At 57.9% G+C, this 20,477-nt stretch carries 20 protein-coding genes and 1 tRNA gene; 16 read left to right on the top strand and 5 right to left on the bottom strand.

Annotated features, from left to right (window positions below; translation table 11 throughout):
* The first annotated feature begins 351 nt into the window (after window positions 1-351).
* Window positions 352-2,124 carry a DEAD/DEAH box helicase gene (locus ET418_RS03250; protein WP_149306157.1) on the top strand — a complete coding sequence of 591 codons (1,773 nt, stop codon included), beginning with the start codon at window positions 352-354 and terminating at the stop codon, window positions 2,122-2,124.
* 101 nt (window positions 2,125-2,225) lie between these two features.
* On the opposite strand, the gene ET418_RS03245 is transcribed toward ET418_RS03250, so the two are convergent.
* Both ET418_RS03245 and ET418_RS03240 read right to left on the bottom strand, forming a co-directional pair.
* On the bottom strand, window positions 2,226-2,492 hold the full coding sequence (locus ET418_RS03245; protein WP_149306156.1) for an HU family DNA-binding protein: 267 nt from the start codon (window positions 2,490-2,492) through the stop codon (window positions 2,226-2,228).
* Window positions 2,493-2,827: 335 nt separating this feature from the next.
* Window positions 2,828-5,593 (bottom strand): hybrid sensor histidine kinase/response regulator, encoded by a 2,766-nt coding sequence (locus tag ET418_RS03240; RefSeq protein ID WP_246152928.1) that lies wholly within the window; start codon window positions 5,591-5,593, stop codon window positions 2,828-2,830.
* 479 nt (window positions 5,594-6,072) lie between these two features.
* Here ET418_RS03240 and ET418_RS03235 point away from each other — a divergent pair, with 479 nt between their 5' ends.
* Complete coding sequence (locus ET418_RS03235; RefSeq protein ID WP_149306154.1) at window positions 6,073-6,762, top strand: type 1 glutamine amidotransferase domain-containing protein; 690 nt, start codon at window positions 6,073-6,075, stop codon at window positions 6,760-6,762.
* A gap of 493 nt (window positions 6,763-7,255) precedes the next feature.
* Here the strand turns inward: ET418_RS03235 and ET418_RS03230 are convergent, their stop codons facing one another.
* Window positions 7,256-7,978, bottom strand: a complete 723-nt coding sequence (locus ET418_RS03230; protein WP_149306153.1) for a spermidine synthase — start codon at window positions 7,976-7,978, stop codon at window positions 7,256-7,258.
* A gap of 348 nt (window positions 7,979-8,326) precedes the next feature.
* Between ET418_RS03230 and ET418_RS03225 the strand changes: the two genes are divergently transcribed.
* The 4 genes from ET418_RS03225 (at window position 8,327) to nifH (ending at window position 11,284) form a co-directional block, all read left to right on the top strand.
* The gene (locus ET418_RS03225; RefSeq protein ID WP_149306152.1) at window positions 8,327-8,671 is read left to right on the top strand and encodes a hypothetical protein; all 345 of its coding nucleotides are present in this window, start codon (window positions 8,327-8,329) and stop codon (window positions 8,669-8,671) included.
* A gap of 170 nt (window positions 8,672-8,841) precedes the next feature.
* Window positions 8,842-9,396: a hypothetical protein gene (locus ET418_RS03220; protein ID WP_188055247.1), complete on the top strand. Its 555-nt coding sequence runs from the start codon at window positions 8,842-8,844 to the stop codon at window positions 9,394-9,396.
* A 13-nt stretch (window positions 9,397-9,409) separates the two neighbouring features.
* Window positions 9,410-9,811, top strand: a complete 402-nt coding sequence (locus ET418_RS03215) for a DUF2787 family protein (protein WP_188055245.1) — start codon at window positions 9,410-9,412, stop codon at window positions 9,809-9,811.
* A 609-nt stretch (window positions 9,812-10,420) separates the two neighbouring features.
* Window positions 10,421-11,284: a nitrogenase iron protein gene (nifH, locus tag ET418_RS03210; protein WP_149306149.1), complete on the top strand. Its 864-nt coding sequence runs from the start codon at window positions 10,421-10,423 to the stop codon at window positions 11,282-11,284.
* Between the two features lie 71 nt (window positions 11,285-11,355).
* On the opposite strand, the gene cowN is transcribed toward nifH, so the two are convergent.
* Both cowN and ET418_RS03200 read right to left on the bottom strand, forming a co-directional pair.
* Complete coding sequence (gene cowN / locus ET418_RS03205) at window positions 11,356-11,667, bottom strand: N(2)-fixation sustaining protein CowN (protein ID WP_149306148.1); 312 nt, start codon at window positions 11,665-11,667, stop codon at window positions 11,356-11,358.
* A 163-nt stretch (window positions 11,668-11,830) separates the two neighbouring features.
* The gene (locus tag ET418_RS03200) at window positions 11,831-12,259 is read right to left on the bottom strand and encodes an FKBP-type peptidyl-prolyl cis-trans isomerase (protein ID WP_149306147.1); all 429 of its coding nucleotides are present in this window, start codon (window positions 12,257-12,259) and stop codon (window positions 11,831-11,833) included.
* Window positions 12,260-12,814: 555 nt separating this feature from the next.
* Between ET418_RS03200 and ET418_RS03195 the strand changes: the two genes are divergently transcribed.
* The 10 genes from ET418_RS03195 to rimP all read left to right on the top strand — a co-directional run bounded on the left by ET418_RS03195 (window position 12,815) and on the right by rimP (window position 20,472).
* Window positions 12,815-13,192, top strand: coding sequence for a NifB/NifX family molybdenum-iron cluster-binding protein (locus ET418_RS03195; protein ID WP_149306146.1), 378 nt, complete (start codon window positions 12,815-12,817; stop codon window positions 13,190-13,192).
* A gap of 189 nt (window positions 13,193-13,381) precedes the next feature.
* Window positions 13,382-14,698, top strand: a complete 1,317-nt coding sequence (locus ET418_RS03190) for a porin (RefSeq protein WP_149306145.1) — start codon at window positions 13,382-13,384, stop codon at window positions 14,696-14,698.
* Between the two features lie 174 nt (window positions 14,699-14,872).
* Window positions 14,873-15,688, top strand: a complete 816-nt coding sequence (locus tag ET418_RS03185; RefSeq protein WP_149306144.1) for a TOBE domain-containing protein — start codon at window positions 14,873-14,875, stop codon at window positions 15,686-15,688.
* Between the two features lie 107 nt (window positions 15,689-15,795).
* Complete coding sequence (gene modD, locus ET418_RS03180; RefSeq protein ID WP_149306143.1) at window positions 15,796-16,650, top strand: ModD protein; 855 nt, start codon at window positions 15,796-15,798, stop codon at window positions 16,648-16,650.
* A 67-nt stretch (window positions 16,651-16,717) separates the two neighbouring features.
* Entirely contained in the window at window positions 16,718-17,464 is a 747-nt protein-coding gene (modA, locus tag ET418_RS03175; RefSeq protein ID WP_149306142.1) for a molybdate ABC transporter substrate-binding protein, read from the top strand.
* Between the two features lie 8 nt (window positions 17,465-17,472).
* Window positions 17,473-18,159 (top strand): molybdate ABC transporter permease subunit, encoded by a 687-nt coding sequence (modB, locus tag ET418_RS03170; RefSeq protein WP_149306141.1) that lies wholly within the window; start codon window positions 17,473-17,475, stop codon window positions 18,157-18,159.
* A gap of 1 nt (window position 18,160) precedes the next feature.
* Complete coding sequence (modC, locus tag ET418_RS03165) at window positions 18,161-19,216, top strand: molybdenum ABC transporter ATP-binding protein (RefSeq protein ID WP_149306140.1); 1,056 nt, start codon at window positions 18,161-18,163, stop codon at window positions 19,214-19,216.
* A gap of 137 nt (window positions 19,217-19,353) precedes the next feature.
* A tRNA-Thr gene (locus ET418_RS03160) sits at window positions 19,354-19,429 on the top strand.
* A gap of 83 nt (window positions 19,430-19,512) precedes the next feature.
* On the top strand, window positions 19,513-19,860 hold the full coding sequence (locus tag ET418_RS03155) for a cytochrome c3 family protein (protein WP_149306139.1): 348 nt from the start codon (window positions 19,513-19,515) through the stop codon (window positions 19,858-19,860).
* A gap of 126 nt (window positions 19,861-19,986) precedes the next feature.
* Window positions 19,987-20,472: a ribosome maturation factor RimP gene (gene rimP / locus ET418_RS03150; protein ID WP_149306138.1), complete on the top strand. Its 486-nt coding sequence runs from the start codon at window positions 19,987-19,989 to the stop codon at window positions 20,470-20,472.
* Window positions 20,473-20,477: the final 5 nt, after the last annotated feature.

The following is a 20,477-nucleotide window of genomic DNA, read 5'->3' as shown; positions in this document are numbered from 1 at the left end:
GGCCCTTTTTTTGTTTGTTGCGGCATCTCTTGTGGAACAACAAAACCCCCTGCCTGATGGTTGTAGCTTATCTGATTATTTGACGCTGTAGCAAAACGACACAAACCGAGGCATCTGGAAGTATTCCGGGTGCCTTTTTTCGTGTGATAACAGGTTGTTTTGCAAGAGCGCCCGGGATGGTAATTTTATTAACATTTTTGGAATAGTGTTAATATTTTTAACATATTGATATTACGGTTGAATTGTGAATATTTGTGGCGTAAACATATCTTGCTTCACCCGCAGAATTCATAGGTGACTGCCGTTTTAGGATATTCGTCGTTGAACCAAGGAAAGGAGCTAAACAATCGGATGGCTACCCTCATTCCTGCTTTAAGCACCTGCTTAAAGAAAATGACGCAAGGGGAAAAACGTTTTGCCGGCCGGCTTGAGAGCAAGCTGGATGACGACTATCTCTGCTGGTACAACGTGCCAATTGGCCGGTCAAGCCGCTATCCTGACTTCATTATTCTGCATCCGCAACGAGGGATTATCGTTCTTGAGGTCAAGGACTGGCGGGTTGATTATATCCAGGACATCAGCCCGACAAGTTTCAAGCTGCTGATCAATGACGCCGTCAAGGACGAGAAGAATCCTTTTGAACAGGCCCATGAGTATATTACCGAGATTATAAATATCCTTAAGCGTGATCCGCAGTTGGTGTGTGCGGAGAACGGCAAGCTGCTTTTCCCCTGGACGTGGGGTGTTGTCCTTACCAATATCAGCCGCAAGGTTTTCGACCTGCACGAGATGGATAATGTGATTCCGTCCCATCGGGTGATTTGTCAGGATGAAATGCTCGATACGATTGACCCCTTGGCGTTTCAAGAACAGCTTTGGGGAATGTTTACCTACCACAACAAGGGGATGCTGACCCTTCCACAGATAGAACGTGTCCGCTGGCATCTCTTCCCTGAAATACGCATTCCTTACAAACAGGCATCTCTTTTCGATTTCCAGGACGACGCAGATATAACACCACCGGATATTATCAAGGTGATGGATTTGCAGCAGGAACAACTTGCCCGGAGCCTGGGGGAAGGCCACAGGGTGATTCATGGCGTGGCGGGTTCCGGCAAGACGCTGATCCTGGGGTTCAGGGCGGAGTATCTGGCGCAGGTCTGTTCACGGCCGATTCTGATTCTTTGTTACAACAAGGTTCTTGCCCGGCGTCTGGAAGAGTGGATGGAATCACGGGGACTCGGGGCAAAGGTGCAGGTGCGTCATTTCCACAAGTGGTGCTGGGACCAGTTGAAAACTTATCATGTGAGGATTCCTTCCAATTGCGCGAGTGAAGAAGATTTCAGTGATGAGTTGGTGGATGCGGTAATTCGCGCGGTGGATAGCAAGCATATCCCGGCAGGCCAGTGTGATGCGGTGTTGATTGACGAGGGGCACGATTTCCGACCGGAGTGGTTGAAGCTCATTGTGCAGATGGTGAATCCGCGCTCAAATTCCTTGCTGGTGCTGTACGATGACGCACAGTCGATCTACAACAAGAAGAAACGCGGGTTCAGCTTTAAGAGTGTCGATATTCAGGCAACGGGGCGCACAACGATCCTAAAGGTGAATTATCGAAATACCAAGGAGATCCTTGATTGTGCGACGCGGTTTGCCCAGGGGCTTCTGATAGCGCAGGATTCGGACGATGATTCAATCCCGCGTATTGCGCCGATTTCAGGCGGTGAGAGCGGGGAAAAGCCGATCTTGATCAAGCTGCCGACCTTGAGGGATGAGGTGGATTATATTGTCGCCAAGCTGAAAGAGGCGCACCAGCAGGGACACAAATGGAAAGACATGGCGGTTTTATTCCGGCATTGGAAGCCAATGGGGGAAGATTTGCGCAAGGCCCTATATGAGGCCCGGATTCCCTTTGGTGGGAAGGAAACGATTCTGTTTGGAGACAAGGCAAAGAGGGTGTCGCTTTTGTCGTACAACAGCAGCAAGGGTCTTGAGTTTCCCCTCGTGGCGATTCCGGGAGTTTGTTTTCCGTCAGAGGAATCAAAGGCGGATGAGGCAGAGGCGCAGCTTCTGTATGTGGCTATGACGCGGGCGACGAAACAGTTGATTATGACGGGGGTGTGATCGTATTTTCTAGACCCCGTGTTACTTTGAAAGAAACCAAAAAGGCCTGTCTCCTTTGCGTGGAGGCAGGCCTTTTTTTATAACCATGGTGTCGCGAAAGATTACAGCCCCTTCAATTCCTTGCCGGGGGTGAACTTGCCGCTCTTGGAAGCCGCAATCTTGAGCGGGGCTCCCGTCTGCGGGTTACGGCCTTCCCTGGCTGCCCTGGCGGACACCGAGAAGGTGCCGAAGCCAACCAGCGCAACCTTGTCGCCGGCCTTGAGGGCTTTCGTTACGGCCCCGGTGAAGGCGTTCAGCGCTTCGGCGGCCTGGGCCTGTGTCAGTCCCGCTTCCTCTGCTATCTCTTTTACCAATTCTGCTTTGGTCATGGTCATCCTCCAGTTTTTGTCGTTTGCCCGAGAGTGGGCGTTTGGAGAATATAACCCGAGATGCTGTGCGGCTGCAAGGGCAATTACCGGAGTTTCATATTCTTTTCTCCGGCAGTTTTCCGCTGTGTTCTACTCGATACGGTTTTTTCCCAGCGAGCCGCCGGGCCATTTTTGCGCTGACCTACGCCCGCTGCGGGCCGCAGGTCGCCATGATGATATCGACGGCGCGTGCGGTAACTGACTTGATTTCCTCATTACTTGCCTCGCATGGATGCAAAACGGGAAGCGCTCAAGGGCTTGGATCGAGTTTGTGACGAGACGTGCTTTTTGACGTTCTATTCTTTCCGCTCTGCCCCGGAAGCGCCACCGGTTTCATCCGGGGCTGGGCGGAAATCCCGGGAGTCCATGAGCACCTGGCGTAACGACGAGAGGGTGTAAGGCTTCTGGATGAACCCCGCCAACCCCAGACCGGCGAATTTCCGGGCGATGTCGTGCACACTGTACCCACTGGACATGATCACCTTTACCTTCGGGTCGAGCTTGCGCAACTCCCTGAAACAGTGCTCGCCGTCCAGGTGGGGCATGGTCAAATCCAGGATGATGCCGGTCACTGCCGGATTCTCCTTGAAAGCTGCCAACGCTTCGGCGCCGTCGTCGGCGGTAACGACCGTATAGCCGAGCAATTGCAGCATTTCCCTCCCGATGTCCCGGACATCTTCTTCGTCGTCCACCAGCAGTACGGTTCCGTCCCCCTGGAAATCTGTTTCCTGCCGCTCAGCGGACGCATATCCCGCCTGCTCTCCGGCTGCGGGCAGCAGGATTCTGAAGATGCTCCCTTTTCCCGGTTCGGTGTAGATCTGTATTGATCCCTTGTGGCCGTGGACGATCCCCTGTACCGTGGCCATGCCCAAGCCCCTCCCGGTAAATTTGGTCGTGAAAAATGGGTCGAATATCTTCGCCTTGGTCTCCCTGTCCATGCCGCAGCCGGTGTCGGTTACTTCCAGGTACACGTAGAGGCCTGCGGCAATGTTGTCGCTCAACCAGGCGCCCCGCAAATAGCCCTGATCGCAGTTCTTCCAGCCGGTGCCGATGGTGATGCTGCCGTCGTGGTCGCCTATGGCTTCCGAGGCATTGATGACGAGGTTCATGACCACCTGGCGGATCTGGCCCGCATCGGCGGTCACCCTGGGGAGCGGGTTGGTAGGCTCGAAACGGAGTTGGACGTTTTTGGGGATGGCGGCCTCGATGAGCGGCCCAATATCTTCAACCAGCCGGTTGAGATCAACCGGCTCGACAACGAAATTTCCTTTGCCGGAATAGGCGAGCATCTGCCTGGCGAGCTCGGCGGCGCGTTGTGCCGATTGTTCTATTCGCTTCAGGTTATCGCGGACCGGTGAGTCGGGATTCAGGCGCAACATGGCGAGTTCGGTATATCCGATGATCGATGTCAGGATATTGTTGAAGTCATGGGCAATTCCGCCGGCCAGCACTTCGAGGCTCTCCAGCTTCTGGGCGTGCAGCAGTTGGCGTTCGAGATTCAGGCGATCTTCTTCGGCCTGTTTCAGGTCGGTCAAGTCCGTGAACATGGCGAAAGAGCCCTGGAAACGGCCTTCGTCGTCCAATATTGGCGTTGCCGAGACGAGCAGCCAAATAGACGAGCCATCCTTGCGCCGGTAACGGCACTCATACTGTCCGCTCTCCCCGCGCCGCCGGCTGTTCATTCTTGTTAAAATACTGGAACTGTCGTCACCAGGCACCAAGTGCGGCAGGGGGGTCCCGATCAGTTCCTCCGGTGCATAGCCCAGCAGGTCCGAGATATGGCTGTTCACGTAGGTTATGCTGTAATCCTGCCCGGTGACGATGATTCCTTCACGTGCCGTGGTGATGATCCGGCGGTATTTCTCTTCGCTCTTTTGCAGCTCTTTCTCCTTCTGGATGCGGCTGCGGCGGCTCCGGATCAGATAGGCGATGAGCGAGGCCTCCCCTGCAAGGAAGAGCAGGGCAATGAGCGCGTAGCCCCAGTATTGCTCCCAGAATCCGGGCCGATAGTTGATCAGGATACTCCCCTTCGGCAGCCGGGACTTTTGCAACCCCCAGCGCCGCATCTCGGCCCAATCGAACATCGGGACATGGTTCACAAAATCGACGTGCGACATCCGGGCGTCGAGCCTGTTGTGGATCAGGTCTATGGAGAGGCGGGCAACCGCTTGGCCGAGGTCCTTGAAGGAAAGGAGGTTGCCCCCGACGATTCCGGCGCCCAGGAGGCTGTCATAAAGGCCGAATACTGGCGATTTCGCCGCTCTGGCGATGTCGGACAGCGCTATGGCGGGAGCACACAGCGTTCCACGGGCGTCTTTGGACAGACGGGTGTACAGGATAATGGCATGGTCGCGTTCCCTGGCGACCTCCTCGAGGATCTCCGGTAGGGAGTTATTGATGAGATAGCGGATAGAAAATTTCCCATCGAGATCTTTCACCGCATCCTGAGCATTTTTCAAGTGGGGGGCATCGTCGGCAGTTGGGCCGGATATGACGATGATCTCCTTTGTCTCGGGCAATAATGCCAGGGCATAGTGCAGGGTGGCGAGTGAGTCGAAACTGTAGACGACCTGGAGTACTCTCCTGCCGCCATTGCCTGTGCCGGTTGCTCCCTTGGGAACAGCGGCAACAATCGGGGTGCCTACGAAAAGCTCCTTCCCCTCCCGGAGCATGAAATCCAAAGCGTCCTGGTAAAGGGCAATGACGACGTCAAACGTCTCATCCGCATACTTCTTGCGCAGATAATCGGCCAGTTCGAGGCGGTATTTGTGGTCTGGATGATGCTGAAGGTCCAGGTATTCCTGGAACAGATCTGAGTCTCCCACATCCGAGGCGCTCAAAGCTGGCAACAAGCCCTTGTTGATAATTCCATGGGTGGGGAGGTTCGTCACCCTGCCGTACAGGATGAGGACATGGTGATGGCGTGGAGGTTGGTCGGACAGGGCGCTTATCGCTGGAGATGATTGCAGCAGCAGAGCAAACAGAAAGGTGCCGACGAACTGCATCAGTTTTGGGGAAAGGTGCCAGGATGATTCGGCTTTTTTTGTCTCAGGGGTCCACATCTCAGGATACCCTCGCGGCGGCGATCTGCCGAAAGGGGACACGCGGTGGCAGGTCATAACCCGTGACAACGTTGTGAAGATCGGCAAAAAGCCGATTGTACCGCGCCGCGCAAACCTGCACACGCCGGAAGCTCTCTGAGGGGTGACGTTTTATGATCCGGTGCGGAGAATGTTAAAAGCATATCATAAATATTTAAAATACAAAGGAACGCTGTCGTATCTATCTTTTTCCGCGTGTCAAAATGATGTTTTTGGGAGTGGGCTGTTTAGAAGAAAAGTCAAAAACATGTTGAGGCAGCAATGACCTGACTGTTTGCCCTTGAATGAGGGTGATATTTACGTTGCCTGCTTCAAGCCTTCCAGCTCGTAAGGATGTCTGCACCTCCCCAGCCTGCATCGTATGGCATTAGCCCTTGTCGGGCCGTTGCCGGGGGTGTATTTTAAAATCAGCGACAGACTCGAAACACCCGGAGGCAACTATGAAAATCCTGATGGTACTGACGTCCCACGACACCCTCGGCACTACCGGCCGCAAGACCGGTTTTTGGCTGGAGGAGTTTGTCGCCCCCTATTATGTCTTTAAGGACGCCGGGGCCGAGGTCGTCCTGGCTTCCCCCAAAGGGGGGCAGCCGCCATTGGACCCGAAGAGCGACGATCCGGCTTCTCAGACCGCGGCAACCGAACGCTTCAAGGCCGATGACGCGGCAAAGCGCGCCTTGGCCGCCACCCTGAAGCTCTCGGACCTGTCCCCTGCGGATTACGACGCGCTCTTCTACCCCGGCGGCCACGGCCCCCTGTGGGACCTGGCCGAAGACCGGGACTCCATCGCGCTGATCGAAGCCCTGTATGGAGCGGGCAAGCCGGTAGCTGCGGTGTGCCATGCGCCGGGCGTGCTGCGCCACGTCACGGCGCCGGACGGTACTCCGTTGGTGAAGGGCAAGGCGGTGACCGGCTTTTCCGACACGGAGGAGAACGCCGTCGGCTTGACCGACGTGGTGCCGTTCCTGGTGGAGGACGAACTGAAGAAAAACGGCGGCATCTATACCAAAGCCCAGGACTGGCACTCCTATGTCGTGTGCGCCGGCACGCTCGTCACCGGCCAGAATCCCGCCTCATCCGAGGCTACGGCACAAAAGCTGCTGGAACTGCTGGCGGCCGGAAAATCCTGACACGGGCGAAGCCGCCCCATCAAGAGCTGAAGGTGTTGCTCTCCGCCCAGGATCGCTCACCCCTCCTTGCGACGTACATTCCGCATGTTATTGTAGCACTCCTGCTTGCTCCAGATCAATTCAGTGGCACGATCCAGAGTCGCATTGAGGTCTTGAAGGTTTGTCCGGGATATACGATCGGCAATTCTGTTGAGCACCTTACAGGTCAGAGCCGGATTAATGTACCACGGCATGTTCATCAACCCCTTTCCACGCCCGTGTTTCCAACCTCAACACCCCCGCCCTCCGGTGGGGCGGGTGAAATCGAAACTCATGGGGTAATTAAAGCATAATGTGTACCGGGTGCTGTAACCATTTGATATGATATTGTATTATCCATTGCCGTTGGTGTGGAACGCAGCAAACAGCCCGTTTGTTGGAATTTTTTACAGTGGTGGGACGTGACGAGGGGGGAGTAGCGGCTGTGGGCCGAACCGGCACTCGAAAAAGTATGTCAGCCGAGTGCCGGTTTCCCGTGTTGCGTAACTGAATCGGTCGTTTCAGGCCCCCGCACGCCGAGCCAAATGGTGTGCTGTCTCCCCCCCAGCGCCTTGCCCCGGGCCGGAACCCGGACCTCGTGTACCTGGAAACCGGCCCGGCGCAGCCGTTCGGTAAACGCCCGGTCGGGACCGGCCGACCATACGGCCAGCACCCCCGGCGGCCGCAGGGCGGCGAAGGACGCCTCCAGGCCGGCCCGGCTGTAGAGCCATTCGTTGCCCCTGTGGGTCATGGCCTCGGGGCCGTTGTCCACGTCCAGCAGGATGGCATCGTAGGCTTGGTGCTCCGCACGCAGGACCAGGGCCACATCCTGCTCCCGGACCGTGACCCGGTCATCGTCGAGGGGGAACCCGGCCAGGTCCGCGAGCGGGCCCCGGTTCCACTCCACCACGGCCGGCACCAGTTCGGCGACGACCACCCGACCGTCGGCACCGAGTCGCTGCAACGCAGCAGCGGTGGTATACCCCATGCCCATCCCGCCGATCAGTATCCGGGGGGCAGGGCGGTCGGCGATCCGGGCGCAGGCCAACTCCGCCAACGCCTCTTCCGAACCGTGAACCCGGCTGTTCATGAGCTCGTTGCCATTGACCTGGATCGAATACTCCCTGCCACGCCTGTAGAGGCACAGTTCGCCGCCCCCCGGTGCCTGTGCGCTGTCGATGAGTTCCCACGGTATCATGTCCGCTCCCCTGTTGGTGTGAAAGTTGCGCCGCCACTCTACCACACGGCGTCCCGCGTTTATCTGCTTTTTTTCTGTGTAATACCGGGATGTTTGTAAGATGACCCGGAGGTGTCACTTTTTTTAACACGTTCCGGATAGTGGTAATATTTTTAACATACTGAAATTGCAATTGAAATGTGCCTTTTCATGGAGTAAGAATGTTCGTGTGGGCATAAATTGGTGCGCAATCGGGCGTAACGCACCGCTGTTGCGCGGGGGGCTGCGGCGGAGAACGGCTATGTGGCCCGTTCCAAGGGGAAAAAGCGAAAATTACGGCCATTTTCGATCACGGGGACAGGAGGGACGATGAGGGTAATATACCTGGTGGTGGGGATCATGGTGATGGCGTCGTTGGATGCTGGCGCGACCTTCTATAAGTACCGGGACAGCAGCGGCGCGATCGTCATTACCGATAAACTGGAAAATGTCCCGCAAAAATATCGTAAGCAGTACAAAGTCATCCTGGACGAGCAACTGGATGCCCGGGATTCGCTGAAAAAACGGTGGGCAGCAGGCAAAGAGGCGCAGGAGAGACAAGAACAGGAACAAAGGCAGCGGAAGGCGGCTAAAAAGTTGATGCCGAGTGACGGCAAGCGCCTCGTCATCACCGTGGACGAGCAAACGGGAGAGTTGATTCGTACCATGGAGTAGCGTCGCATGCCTCGGCGCCCTTCTGCCACACCCGGTGGAAGCGGTATCACAACGCTTGAAAGCCTGGGCGGAATTTGTTACTGTGCTGCTGCTCGTTGCCGGAGCGGTACCACCCACTGTTATTCCTGTGCTCAGGTATTGCTATGAAGATATTACAAGCATTCCTCATAATGTCTTTTCTGGTGCTGTCGGCATGCAGCAACCTTTCCAGGTCCTACGGTTTGACGACCCTTTCGCATAACAGAATCTCGGAAAATGAATTTCCCATCGACAGCAAGCTCTACTATCTCTCCTGCAATCAGAATATCAGGATTGCCGTCGTTGCCGGTACTGTCAAGATTGATAACAATTACGAGGGGTATGACGGTTATCAGGAGTTTGTGTCGGTAACCACCGAGGAACTGATTACCAATTACGAACATCATCTGCTCGATCTCTCCAAGTATTTTCAGAAATATGCCTTCAACTTGGTCAACAGGCGTGAGGTCAATCGGGTGCTTAACGAATACGAGTCGAGCAACCTGGCCTTTGTGCCGGAGGATTTGCGGGAAAAAATCGGGGCGGAGACTACCGCGACCCACATCCTTCTGATGAACTTCTCGCGAAACTACGATGACCGGTCCCATGCGATCGATACCATTGAACGCCAGCTCATAAATGTTGCAACCGGCTCGGTCGAGGCGGCTGATTATCTGAAGGTGCGGAACTCCATCTCTCCACTATAGGGTCGATTTCATTGTGTTCTTAAATACCAATAACCTGCCGTGGCTCATCTCGAAAGAGCTGCGAACCGTCATTCACGCCCACATCTCCGATCATTTCACGGCCTGCGTCATTACCTTTCAATGCCGCATCCCGGCAGCCGGTCACCATCCGGCCGAAATCGCCATCGATACCGACGGCACGATCATCTTCATTACTAGCCTTTCGGATGCCGCCGATTTCTCCGAAGCGGCGGAGGAGACCTACTTCGATTTCGTGGCCAGAGCGGCCCGGTACGGCGGCCGGGAACCGGTGTCGTTGGAGGGGGGGCAGGAGCGGTACCAGGAGTGGGAAGGCGCTTTTGTGGCTTCTTCCCTTGCGGGTGCCTACCGGGTCGCGGTAGCGCCCATACTGGAGTTGGAAGAACGGTGCGATTGAAGAGGCCACGCATTCAGGAACGGTGGTTCGGTACAAACAGCGGGCTGCGTCATAATGGCGCAGCCTTTTTTAAATTCAATTTGCGGGTCTGTGGCAAAAAAACTGGAAAAGTAACAACATGCATGCTGTTTTGCGCCGATGCCCAGTACAACGTATGCGGAATATGACCGGGGGACGCCGCGACCATGGGGCGGGCGGATTGCGGTTTGCTGCTCCATAGGGCACATCGTCTGCCTGTTTATTAATCATCTGCCGGCGCAGCAGATGCGGACCGCTAGGGTAAAATGCCCTGGTAGCGCGCCTTGAGCCCCTTTAAACCTCTTGGCACGTATTGTGTACCCTCTCTTCCCATGGCATGGCTTACCATGTCACCGACATTCACACAAATCCCGTGCAATCGGCGCCACCGCCCCGCTCTCGCAGATGAGACGCGGGGCGTTTTGTTTTTGCAGGCGAGGAGATGATGACGACAACCCGTTGTGGGAATTGAAGGGAGCATACAGCTCACGGGGCCGGGGAGCATGGTGAGGAGTGGGGCAACCGTGCAGCGCCCAGGTCCGCTACCTCGCAAACAGCAGTCAATCCAGCAGGTGGATGAAAGGAGATTCGATGAGACAGATAGCTATCTACGGTAAAGGCGGCATCGGCAAATCGACCACAACCCAGAACACGGTGGCGGGTCTCGCCAAGCTCGGCAAGAAGGTCATGATCGTGGGGTGCGACCCCAAGGCGGACTCGACCCGGCTCATCCTGCACGCCAAGGCCCAGGCAACGGTCATGGACCTGGTGCGGGAGCTCGGCACGGTCGAGGACCTTGAGGTGAAAGATGTTATGAAGGTCGGCTACAACGGCATCGCCTGCGTCGAATCGGGTGGCCCCGAGCCGGGTGTCGGCTGCGCCGGACGCGGCGTCATCACCGCCATCAACTTCCTGGAGGAAAACGGCGCCTATGCGCCCGACCTGGATTTCGTGTTCTACGACGTCCTGGGCGACGTGGTATGCGGCGGGTTTGCCATGCCGATCCGGGAGGGGAAGGCGGAAGAGATCTACATCGTCTGTTCGGGCGAGATGATGGCCATGTATGCCGCTAACAACATCGCCAAGGGGATTCTCAAGTATGCCACCTCCGGGAAGGTGCGCCTGGCCGGGCTGATCTGCAACGCCCGGAAGACGGACAAGGAATACGAGCTGATCGACGCCCTGGCCAAAAAACTCGGCACCCAGATGATCCACTTCGTGCCCCGTGACAATCAGGTGCAGCGGGCCGAACTGCGGCGCATGACGGTCATCGAGTATTCGCCGGAACACCCCCAGGCCAACGAGTACCTGACCCTAGCCAAGAAAATCCTCGACAACAAGATGCTGGTCATCCCCAAGCCGCTTGAGATGGAAGAACTGGAGGAGCTGCTGATGGAGTTCGGTATCATGGAGCCAGATGACGAGAGCAATGTGGGCAAGGCTGAGGCGGCGTAGCACGTTGGAACACGGAACAGCTTTGAAAGAGTCCCCCCTCCCTTGACGGGAGGGGATTTTTTATATGTGTTTCAGCAGCTTTCCTCCTCGATCCTCTCCAGCAACTCCAAAGCATCCTGGTCGTCGTAGGTCTCGAAGAGCTCCCTGATGTTATTGATATAGGAATGGATCAGGAACAGCTCGTCGAGGCAGCGGCCGCTGGTCTTGTCCGGCGCTCCCACGCTGTTCAGCTTTTCCTTGAATTTCTCCCAGAACGGATTGGTCCGTTCCGGGTCGTCGATGTGCCGCCGCAGCATCGCCATCAGCACCCGGGAATTCTCGTCGCCGTTGATGCCGATAAAGGATACGTAGCGGTCCGGTTTTGCTGCTGTTGTTGCCTCCATAAATTCATCCTTTCAGATGTAGTGTTTCCGATCCGGAATGGAGGGCTTTTTTGTCCAGGCAAGGAAATCAAGGGATTGCGCGGAGGCGTACTACTGTACGCCGCACAAGCAATCCCGAAGATTGACGCCGCATGGGCGAAAAAGAACCCTTTCCGGACGGAAACTATTCGATGCCATCCAGCCGCAGGGCAAAGGTCAGGTCCAGCCCGGCCAGTGGGTGGTTGCCGTCCAGGGTTACCTCGGTCTCGGTGATCCCGGCGATGAGCATGACCCGTTCCCCGCCTCCCGAAAAGCCGATGCTGAGTTTTTGACCAACCATGATCTCTTTTTCAGCGGGAAAGTGGGCCCGGTCCACCCGGAGGATGTTCTCGGGCAACCGCGGCCCATAGGCCTCGGCGGCCGGGATGAGGATATTGACCGTCTCTCCCACGGCCATGCCGACCACGGCCCGTTCCAGGGCCGGAAAGACCTGGTCCTGGCCGATGGTGAAGACGAGCGGCTCTTCGTCCGGGGTGCTGTGGAAGATGCGGCCGTTGTCCAGGGTCCCGATATAGTGGACCGTTACGGTGCTGCCCTGTTGTGCGCGTACCATGTTGCGTCTCCTTGCAAGCGGGTGCTCATCTGTTGTTGCTATGACTATATGCAACATGTCGGCCGAGATGCCTTTTGAATACGGTCTCTTCGACGACGCCCCTGGCGCCGTGCGGACAGCAAGGTTGCCCTATAATGGGGCATGTACGCGGGACTTGACTATTCGTTATGCAACATATAATATACCGCCCTTCTTTTTGTTTATATAACTGTATGAATTTATAATGTAATTATCCTTCAATAGTTTTGGCACGTGTTATGTAGTTATCTATATATCGCCCGAAGGTGTTGTGAGCGAGAATGGATGTATTCCGCCGCAACATGATTCGGGTGCCGGTAAGGCGACAGGGAGGTCGCGCGCGGCGCCCGTTGGTGTGCGCTGCCGTCGGTGGGTGTGGTAACGGCGTTGCCATGGATGAATGGAGCGCCTCTTTCCGAATATGCACGATGTACCATGCTCACCGAGTCTGCGTGGGCAAAAAATGCACGAGCGGCTGGTGGCAAACTGCGGCACTGCAGGGGCACCGGCGGCGTAAGGCCTTGGAAAGGAGGCAGTATGAAGATCGCTTTCACCACATCGACCGGCGTCGAGGTCGATCTGAATTTTCGCACGTCCACCAGTTTCACCGTCTGGGACGTGAGGCCGGACGAGGCATACTACGTAACAACGGTGCGGATCGCAGACGATGCGGGGTGCGAGGATGACAGGATCGCCATCCGCGTCAAGGCGCTCAGCGGATGCTCCATCGTGTGTGCCCGGGAGATCAGTGGCCCGGCGGCGGCCAAGCTGGCGGCCGGGAGCATCCACCCTCTGAAGACCGGCGTGGCCACCCCCGTGGAGGAGATCATCGGCAGGTTGAAGAACGTGCTGCGGGGGACCCCGGCACCCTGGATTCGCAAGGCACAGATCGGGAACGACTTTGTTGCGGGGTGACATACCTGCTCAGGGGAGTTTTCCCGAGGATTGAGTTAGGCTGTACGCACGCCGTACAAGGCTCACTTTGTGGGCCTCCTTCATGTGGTGGGGGGGAGCGATCCCCCCTTTTTTCATGCAGTGACGGCGGGCGCATTTTGCAGGATGAATGGCGCGCCCCCGGGCGCGTATAAAACAAAGGAGGTTGGTATGAAAAGGTTGGGAATTTTGTTGGGGGTGGCCCTGATGGCGGCCCAGGCCGGCACGGCTTCGGCACGGAGTCTGGAGGACGTGCTGAAGGAAAAGGGGGTCATCACCGAGGAGGATTACAAGGAGATTCAGAAGAGCAGCCCGATCAAGTATAAGTTGGGCGAAGGGTTCAACTTCACCTCGGCCGACGGGAAGTTCAGCACCTCCATCGGCGGTGTGTATCAGCTCCGCTACACCCTGATGGACAATGACGACGTCAACAACACCGCCGCCAAGCAGGCCCAGGATTCCAGCAAATTCGAGTTGCGGCGCATCAAGCTCGTTTTCAACGGCTACGCCTATTCTCCCGATTTGACTTACAAGATGACGATCAACTTCGCCAATATCGCCGGCGGCGCCACCAGCAACGGCGGTCTGCTGGAAGAGACCTACGTGAACTACCGCCTGCTTGACGAGGTGCAGTTCCGTTTCGGCCAGGACAAGGTCCAGTTCGGCCGCCAGTGGATCACCTCCTCCGCGGCGCAGCAGTTCGTGGACGCCTCGGCGGTGACCAACGCCTTCGTGCCCGGGTATGACACCGGGGTGATGATCCACGGCAAGATCGCCGGCGGACTCGTCAACTACAACATCGCCGGCTATGGCGGGGTGGGGCAGAACACCTACCGCAGCACCACGGACAACGCATTTGCGGCGCGCCTCACCGTCAACCCCTTGGGCGACGTGAAATACACCGAATCCGACGTGGAGTACAGCAAGAACCCGCTGGTCTCCGTGGGCGCCGACTTCTACCGGAACACCCTGAGCGCCACCGAAGCCAATACCACCAACACCGCCACCGGTAACAACCTCAGCTTTGCCAAGAGCACTAGCTGGTACGGGCTTGGCAAGGGCCTCCTGCCCGCGGCCAGGGCGTTCAGCGCCGGTGAGGCGCTGGACTTCAACATGGCCGGCGTGGATGCGGCCTTCAAATGGCGCGGCTTCTCGGCCACGGGCGAGTACTTCTTCGCCGAGGCCGACGGCCAGACGACCAACCACAAGCTGCGCGCCCAGGGCTTCTACGCCCAGGCCGGCTACTTCGTGATCCCGAAGAAGGTGGAGTTGGCCTACCGCTATTCTTACATCGACCCGAACCGCGACGCGGTGAACGACCTGTGGGTTGAGAATACCGGTGCGGTGTCGTGGTACGTGAACAACCAAAACCTGAAGATTCAGGCCGACTACACCAATGTCCACAAGCAGGCGGCCATCGCCTCCACGAGCGGCAAGAACGCCACCGACGATCAGCAGGTGCGTTTCCAGGTCCAGATGCTGTTCTGATCAGGCTTGTCGGGAACAGGTCCGGCAGGCTGCGCCACGTTCGGCAGTCTGCCGGATTGAATTTTAGTAATGCGCTTTACATGGGGGGCGATCCCTGTATAATTTTAACCGATACGGCACGAAATTCCGTGCCGGTCGCCGCGAGGTCTTTGCGCACAGGGGTGTGATCGTGTTATGAAATGTTCACAGGAAGGTGCCAAGCTGGGGCTCTCCGGGGCCGTCTGGTTGAACAAGGAAGACCGGAAGTTCCTGGGGGGCGACCGGATCAGCCTGCTGGAGCAGATCGGCGAACTGGGCTCGATCACCAAGGCCGCGAAGGCGGTCGGTGTCAGCTACAAAACCGCCTGGGACCTGGTGAACATGATCAACAACCTGGCCGACAAGCCGCTGGTCGATCGTTTGACCGGGGGCAAGGGCGGGGGAGGGACCACCCTCACCGCCGAGGGGAAGAAGGTCCTGCGGGAGTTTCAGATCATCCAGGAAGAACATCGCAAGTTTTTGGGCAATATCGCCGAGAAACTGGGCGATGCCGACAGCCTGTACCAACTACTGAGGAGGATTGCCATGAAAGTCAGCGCGCGTAACGTATTTGCCGGAACCGTGGCCAGGATCGTCAAGGGTGCGGTCAATGCCGAGGTCGACCTGACCCTCAAGGGGGGGGCCACCATAGCGGCTGTTGTCACCAACGGCGCCGTCGATAACCTGGGATTGGCGGTAGGGAAAGAGGCCTATGCCATCATCAAGGCCAGTTCGGTCATCGTCGGTACGGATCTGCACGATGCCAAGCTCAGCGCCCGGAACCTGATGTGCGGCACGGTCGCCAAGGTCATCGAGGGACCGGTCAGCGCCGAGGTGGATGTGGAGGTGGGGGGCGGCAACACCGTCAGCGCCGTCATCACCCATGAGAGCAGCAAGAATCTGGGGCTGGCCGTGGGCGGCCACGCCTGCGTCATCTTCAAGGCCTCCAGCGTCATCATTGGCGTGAGCTGATCCATACGCCGCGAGGAATATCCAGGAGGGGCATCAACGACGCTGCCCCTTTTTTATGCAATCCGTTATATTTTGAGCACTATAACGGACAAGCGAAGGAGGGCGCCATGCTTGCCTGTCTGCCTGACGGTGAGATCGAACGATTTTTGGAAGAGGATCTCCCCTATGGCGATCTGACCACCCATTTGCTCGGCATCGGCCACCAGCCGGGCACCATCGCCTTTGCCACCCGCGAGGACACGACCCTCTGCTGCACCGAGGAGGCGGGCCGGGTGTTGGAGAAATGCGGCTGCCGCATTTCGATCCTGGAGCCGAGCGGGACGCGCTGTGCCCCCGGCACGGTCTTTCTGGCCGCCACGGGAACGGCACAGGCCCTGCATGCCGGTTGGAAGGTCGCCCTGAACCTGTTGGAGTACGCCTCGGGCATCGCCTCCCGGACCGCCAGGATCGTCCGGGCCGCCCGAGAGGTAAATCCGGGCGTCGTCGTGGTGACCACCCGCAAGTCCTTTCCCGGCACCAAGAAGGTGGCCATCAAAGCCATCTGCGCCGGCGGGGCGCTGCCCCATCGCCTGGGGCTGTCGGAAACCGTGCTGGTATTCAGGCAGCACACCGCCTTTCTGGGGGGGCTGGATGCGTTTCTGGAGGAGGTGCCCTCCCTGCGGGCCGGGGCGCCGGAAAACCGGATCATCGTCGAGGCGGAGAACGCCGCGGAGGCGCTGCGCATCGCCGGGGCAGGGGTGGATGTGGTCCAGGTGGACAAGCTTCCGCCCGTCGAGTTGCGGCACCTGGTTGCCGACATCCGGGCGGTGGGCCGGCAGGTGAAGATCTCCGCGGCAGGCGGCATCAACGAGGGAAACGTGGCGGAATATGCCGCCACCGGTGTGGACATCATCGTCCTGTCGTCGGTCTACTTCGGCAAGCCGGCGGACATCGGCGTCCAACTGGTTCCCCGTGGGGAGTGAAGAGACATCGTTACGCTCTGCGGGTCAGAAATAACTACAACACTAACGCCTTTATACGGAGACCATCATGAATCGAATCGTATCGACCCTGGTTGTCGCACTGGCCTGTCTGCTGCCCGTAACCGCCCTGGCTGGTGAGATCAACCTGTTTGTGGCGGCCAGCATGCGGGAGGTCGTCAATGAGTTGTCTGCCGACTTTGCCATGAAAAACAGCGGCGTGACCTTCAAGAAAAACTACGGTGCCTCCGGTGCCCTGGCCAAACAGATCGAGAACGGCGCTCCGGCAGATATCTTCATCTCGGCCAACGTTGAGTGGATGGATTACATGAAGAAAAAGAAACTGGCCGACGACAGGAGTGTTGCCACCTTTGCCTACAATTCCCTGGTGTTTGCCGGCCGGCCGGGAGTGAAGGCCGCCAGCCTGCATGACGTGACCAAGCTGGAGAAGATCGCCATCGGCAGCCCCAAGAGCGTGCCGGCCGGCGAATACGCCGCTGAGGCCTTCCGGAAGGCCGGGATCGACAAACAGCTGGAGAAGAAGCTGGTCATGGCCAAGGACGTGCGCGAGTGCCTGCTGTACGCCGACCGGGGCGAGGTTGACGGCGCTTTCGTTTATAAAACCGACGCCCTGCAGGTGGCCAAGAGCGCCAAGATCCTGTTCACGGTGCCCCAACAGTACTACCCGCGGGTTACCTACCCCATGGCCCTGACCGTGACCGGCGGCAAGAAGGCCGAGGCCGCTGGTTTCTATCGGTTCCTGCAGTCTGCAGAGGCTAAGGCCGTCCTTGCCAAACACGGCTTTCTCGTGAAATAGGGTACGGCATGCCGATTTTTACCTCCGCCGAATATATGGCCATCCTGCTGTCGCTCAAGGTGTCGGTCGTGGCGACGCTGGTGTCGCTCCCCTTCGGTTTTGTGGTCGCCTATCTCATGACCTACCGGCAGTTCCGGGGGAAGGTTGCGCTGGACGTGGCGGTCAATCTCCCCCTGACCCTGCCGCCGGTGGTGATAGGGTATATCCTGTTGCTGCTCCTGGGGCAGAAGGGCTTTATCGGGCAGCATCTGTTGCAGCCGCTCGGCATCACGCTGATTTTCACCTGGAAGGCCGCAGTCATCGCCACGGCCGTGGTCGGCTTTCCCCTCATGGTCCGGTCGATCCGCCTGGGCATGGAAAACGTTGACGAACGGCTCATCCAGGCCGCCCGCACCCTGGGCGCCGGATGGCTCGACACCATTGTGACCGTGATCATCCCGCTCTCGTTCCGCGGGATCGTTGCCGGGGCGGCGCTCATGTTCGCCCGCGGCCTGGGGGAGTTCGGGGCGACCATCGTGGTGGCCGGCAATATCCCCGGCGTAACCCAGACCATTCCCCTGGCCATCTACGAGTACACCAGTTCCCCCGACGGCGATCGCATGGCCCTGGCCCTCTGTCTGGTGTCGATCCTCCTCTCGGTGGTCGTGCTCCTGCTCCACGAATATCTCAACCGCCGCATCGCCAAGGCCGACTGACATGGAACTACGCGTTACCCTGAACAAGAACTTCGAAACCTTTTCCCTGGATATGGCCTTCACGGTCCAGGGGGAGCGCATCGGCGTCTTCGGGCCGTCGGGATGCGGGAAGTCCACGCTGGTGAGCCTGCTGGCCGGATTGCAGCAACCGGACAGCGGCAGCATCAGCCTGGACGGGGAGGTGCTCTACGACAGCCACCACGGCATCAACGCCCCCCCCGAGCAGCGCCGCATCGGCATCGTCTTCCAGCGCCCCTACCTGTTCCCCCACATGAGCGTCAAGGCAAACCTCCTGTACGGTTTCAAGCGGTGCGCCGCGGCGAACCGCACGGTGGATTTCGACAGCCTGGTGGAGGTATTGCAGATAGGCCACCTGTTGTCCCGTAGCGTGCACAACCTCTCGGGGGGCGAGAAACAACGCGTAGGCATCGGCCGGACGGTGCTCTCCAATCCCCGCCTGCTGTTGATGGATGAACCGTTGTCGGCGTTGGACGACAATCTCAAATTCCAGATCATCGATTACCTGAAGGCGGCCAGCGAGACGTTCCGTATCCCCTATATCTTTATTTCCCACTCGCTCCTGGAGATGCGCATCATGACGGACCAGGTACTGGCGGTGAGTGCCGGGCGCATCGCCGCCCAGGCAACGGCCGAGGAGCTGGCCCGCTCCCAGATGGGGCGGAGCCCGATCGGCTACATCAACCTCCTGAGGTTGGACAAGCCGCGCAGGATCAACGGCGTATCCGCCTATGCCTGGGGCGGGACCGAACTGGTGATCTCCACCGTCGGCGACCGGCCGGAGGCGCTGTTCGAACTCTCCTCCAAGGACATCATCCTCCTCAAGCAGCACCCGGACGCCATCAGCGCCAGAAATCTGCTCGAATGTATTGTTGCGGACACCTTCCTCTCCGGCAACAAGGTCGGCGTGGAGTTGGCCTGCGGCAACGGCAAACTCGTGGCCGAGGTCGTACCCGAGGCCGCTCGCGAGTTGGGGATCACAAGGGGCAGCAGGCTCTTCGCGGCCATCAAGGCCTCGGCGTTTCGCCGGCTCGAATGATTATCCCGCAAGTAGGGATTGACAGTCGCCCTTGTTTTAAGGTAATTTACCCAGCGCTGAAGCGTTGATGGATTGATTTGTAGCGAAAAACACCCCGCAAACCCGCATCAAATAACGCTTTGTTGCGCCAATTAGTTGCCATCTTAGCTCAGTTGGTAGAGCAATTGATTCGTAATCAATAGGTCGCCGGTTCGATTCCGGCAGATGGCTCCACCCAGTATAGACAGGCACTCCCGTGATACGGCGAGTGCCTGTTGCATAAAAAAACACAATGAAATGGGTCTGAGGTCGTTTGTATGGTAAAGTATCGGTTGCTTTCGTTTGCGCTCGCCGTTTGCCCGCTCTGGGCGGTAAGCGTCCATGCCGACGAGGCGCGCTCCAAGTCTCAAACCCTGGTCCGTATCGGCAAGAAGGTCGTCTATCCCGCCTCCCGGGGGGATGTGGTGTTCGATCACGATATGCATGTGGATGAACTTAAAGGGGAATCGTGCGCCCCATGTCATCGCAAGGACGGCCCCATGGGCAAGGATACCCTGGCCCGCTTCGATACCCGTATTGCCCACTATTTTTGCAAGGGATGCCATCGGGAGCGGGGGCGGGGCCCCACGGAGTGCCATGGGTGCCACAAGGTCCCGACAAAATAGCGCTCCGGCCCGGTAAATCCTCAAAAAAAGACTTGCTTCTCCATGGCTTGCTGTGGTACAAAAACAAAAAAGTTGTTCACTAGAAAGTGAGCTCGCAAGGCTCACTTTTTTTTTGCGAGATTTTATATGAGTACAATCAAAGGTGATGTTTGCGGACTGGTGACCGAGATTGCCCTGCCGATTCTGGAATCCCTCGGCATGGAACTGGTCGATGTGGAGTTCGCCAAAGTAGGGCGCGATGGCGTGCTGCGGCTCTTTATCGACAAAGAGGGCGGCATTAACCTGGACGACTGCGCCGACGTCAGCCGCGAATTGTCGGCGGTCCTGGATGTGGAAGATGTCATCCCCGGCCACTATTCCCTGGAGGTCTCTTCCCCCGGTCTGGATCGGCCCCTCAAGAAACCGGCCGATTATGAACGCTTTGTTGGCCGGTTGGTGAAGGTGCGTACTTTTGAACCGTTACCCGACGCCGCCGGCAACAAGCGCAAAACCTTTGTGGGTCGGTTGGAAGGGCTGGCGGACGGCAACGTCGTCATAAAGCTCACCGAGGGGCAGTCCGCCTCGATCCCGCTGGAAAAGGTCGCCAAGGCCAATCTGGAATTCGAATTTTAAGCTCA

It is taken from the genome of Oryzomonas rubra (assembly GCF_008369015.1).
GTDB classification, from domain to species: Bacteria; Desulfobacterota; Desulfuromonadia; order Geobacterales; family Pseudopelobacteraceae; genus Oryzomonas; species Oryzomonas japonica.
This window is presented reverse-complemented; position numbering and strand designations above follow the sequence as displayed.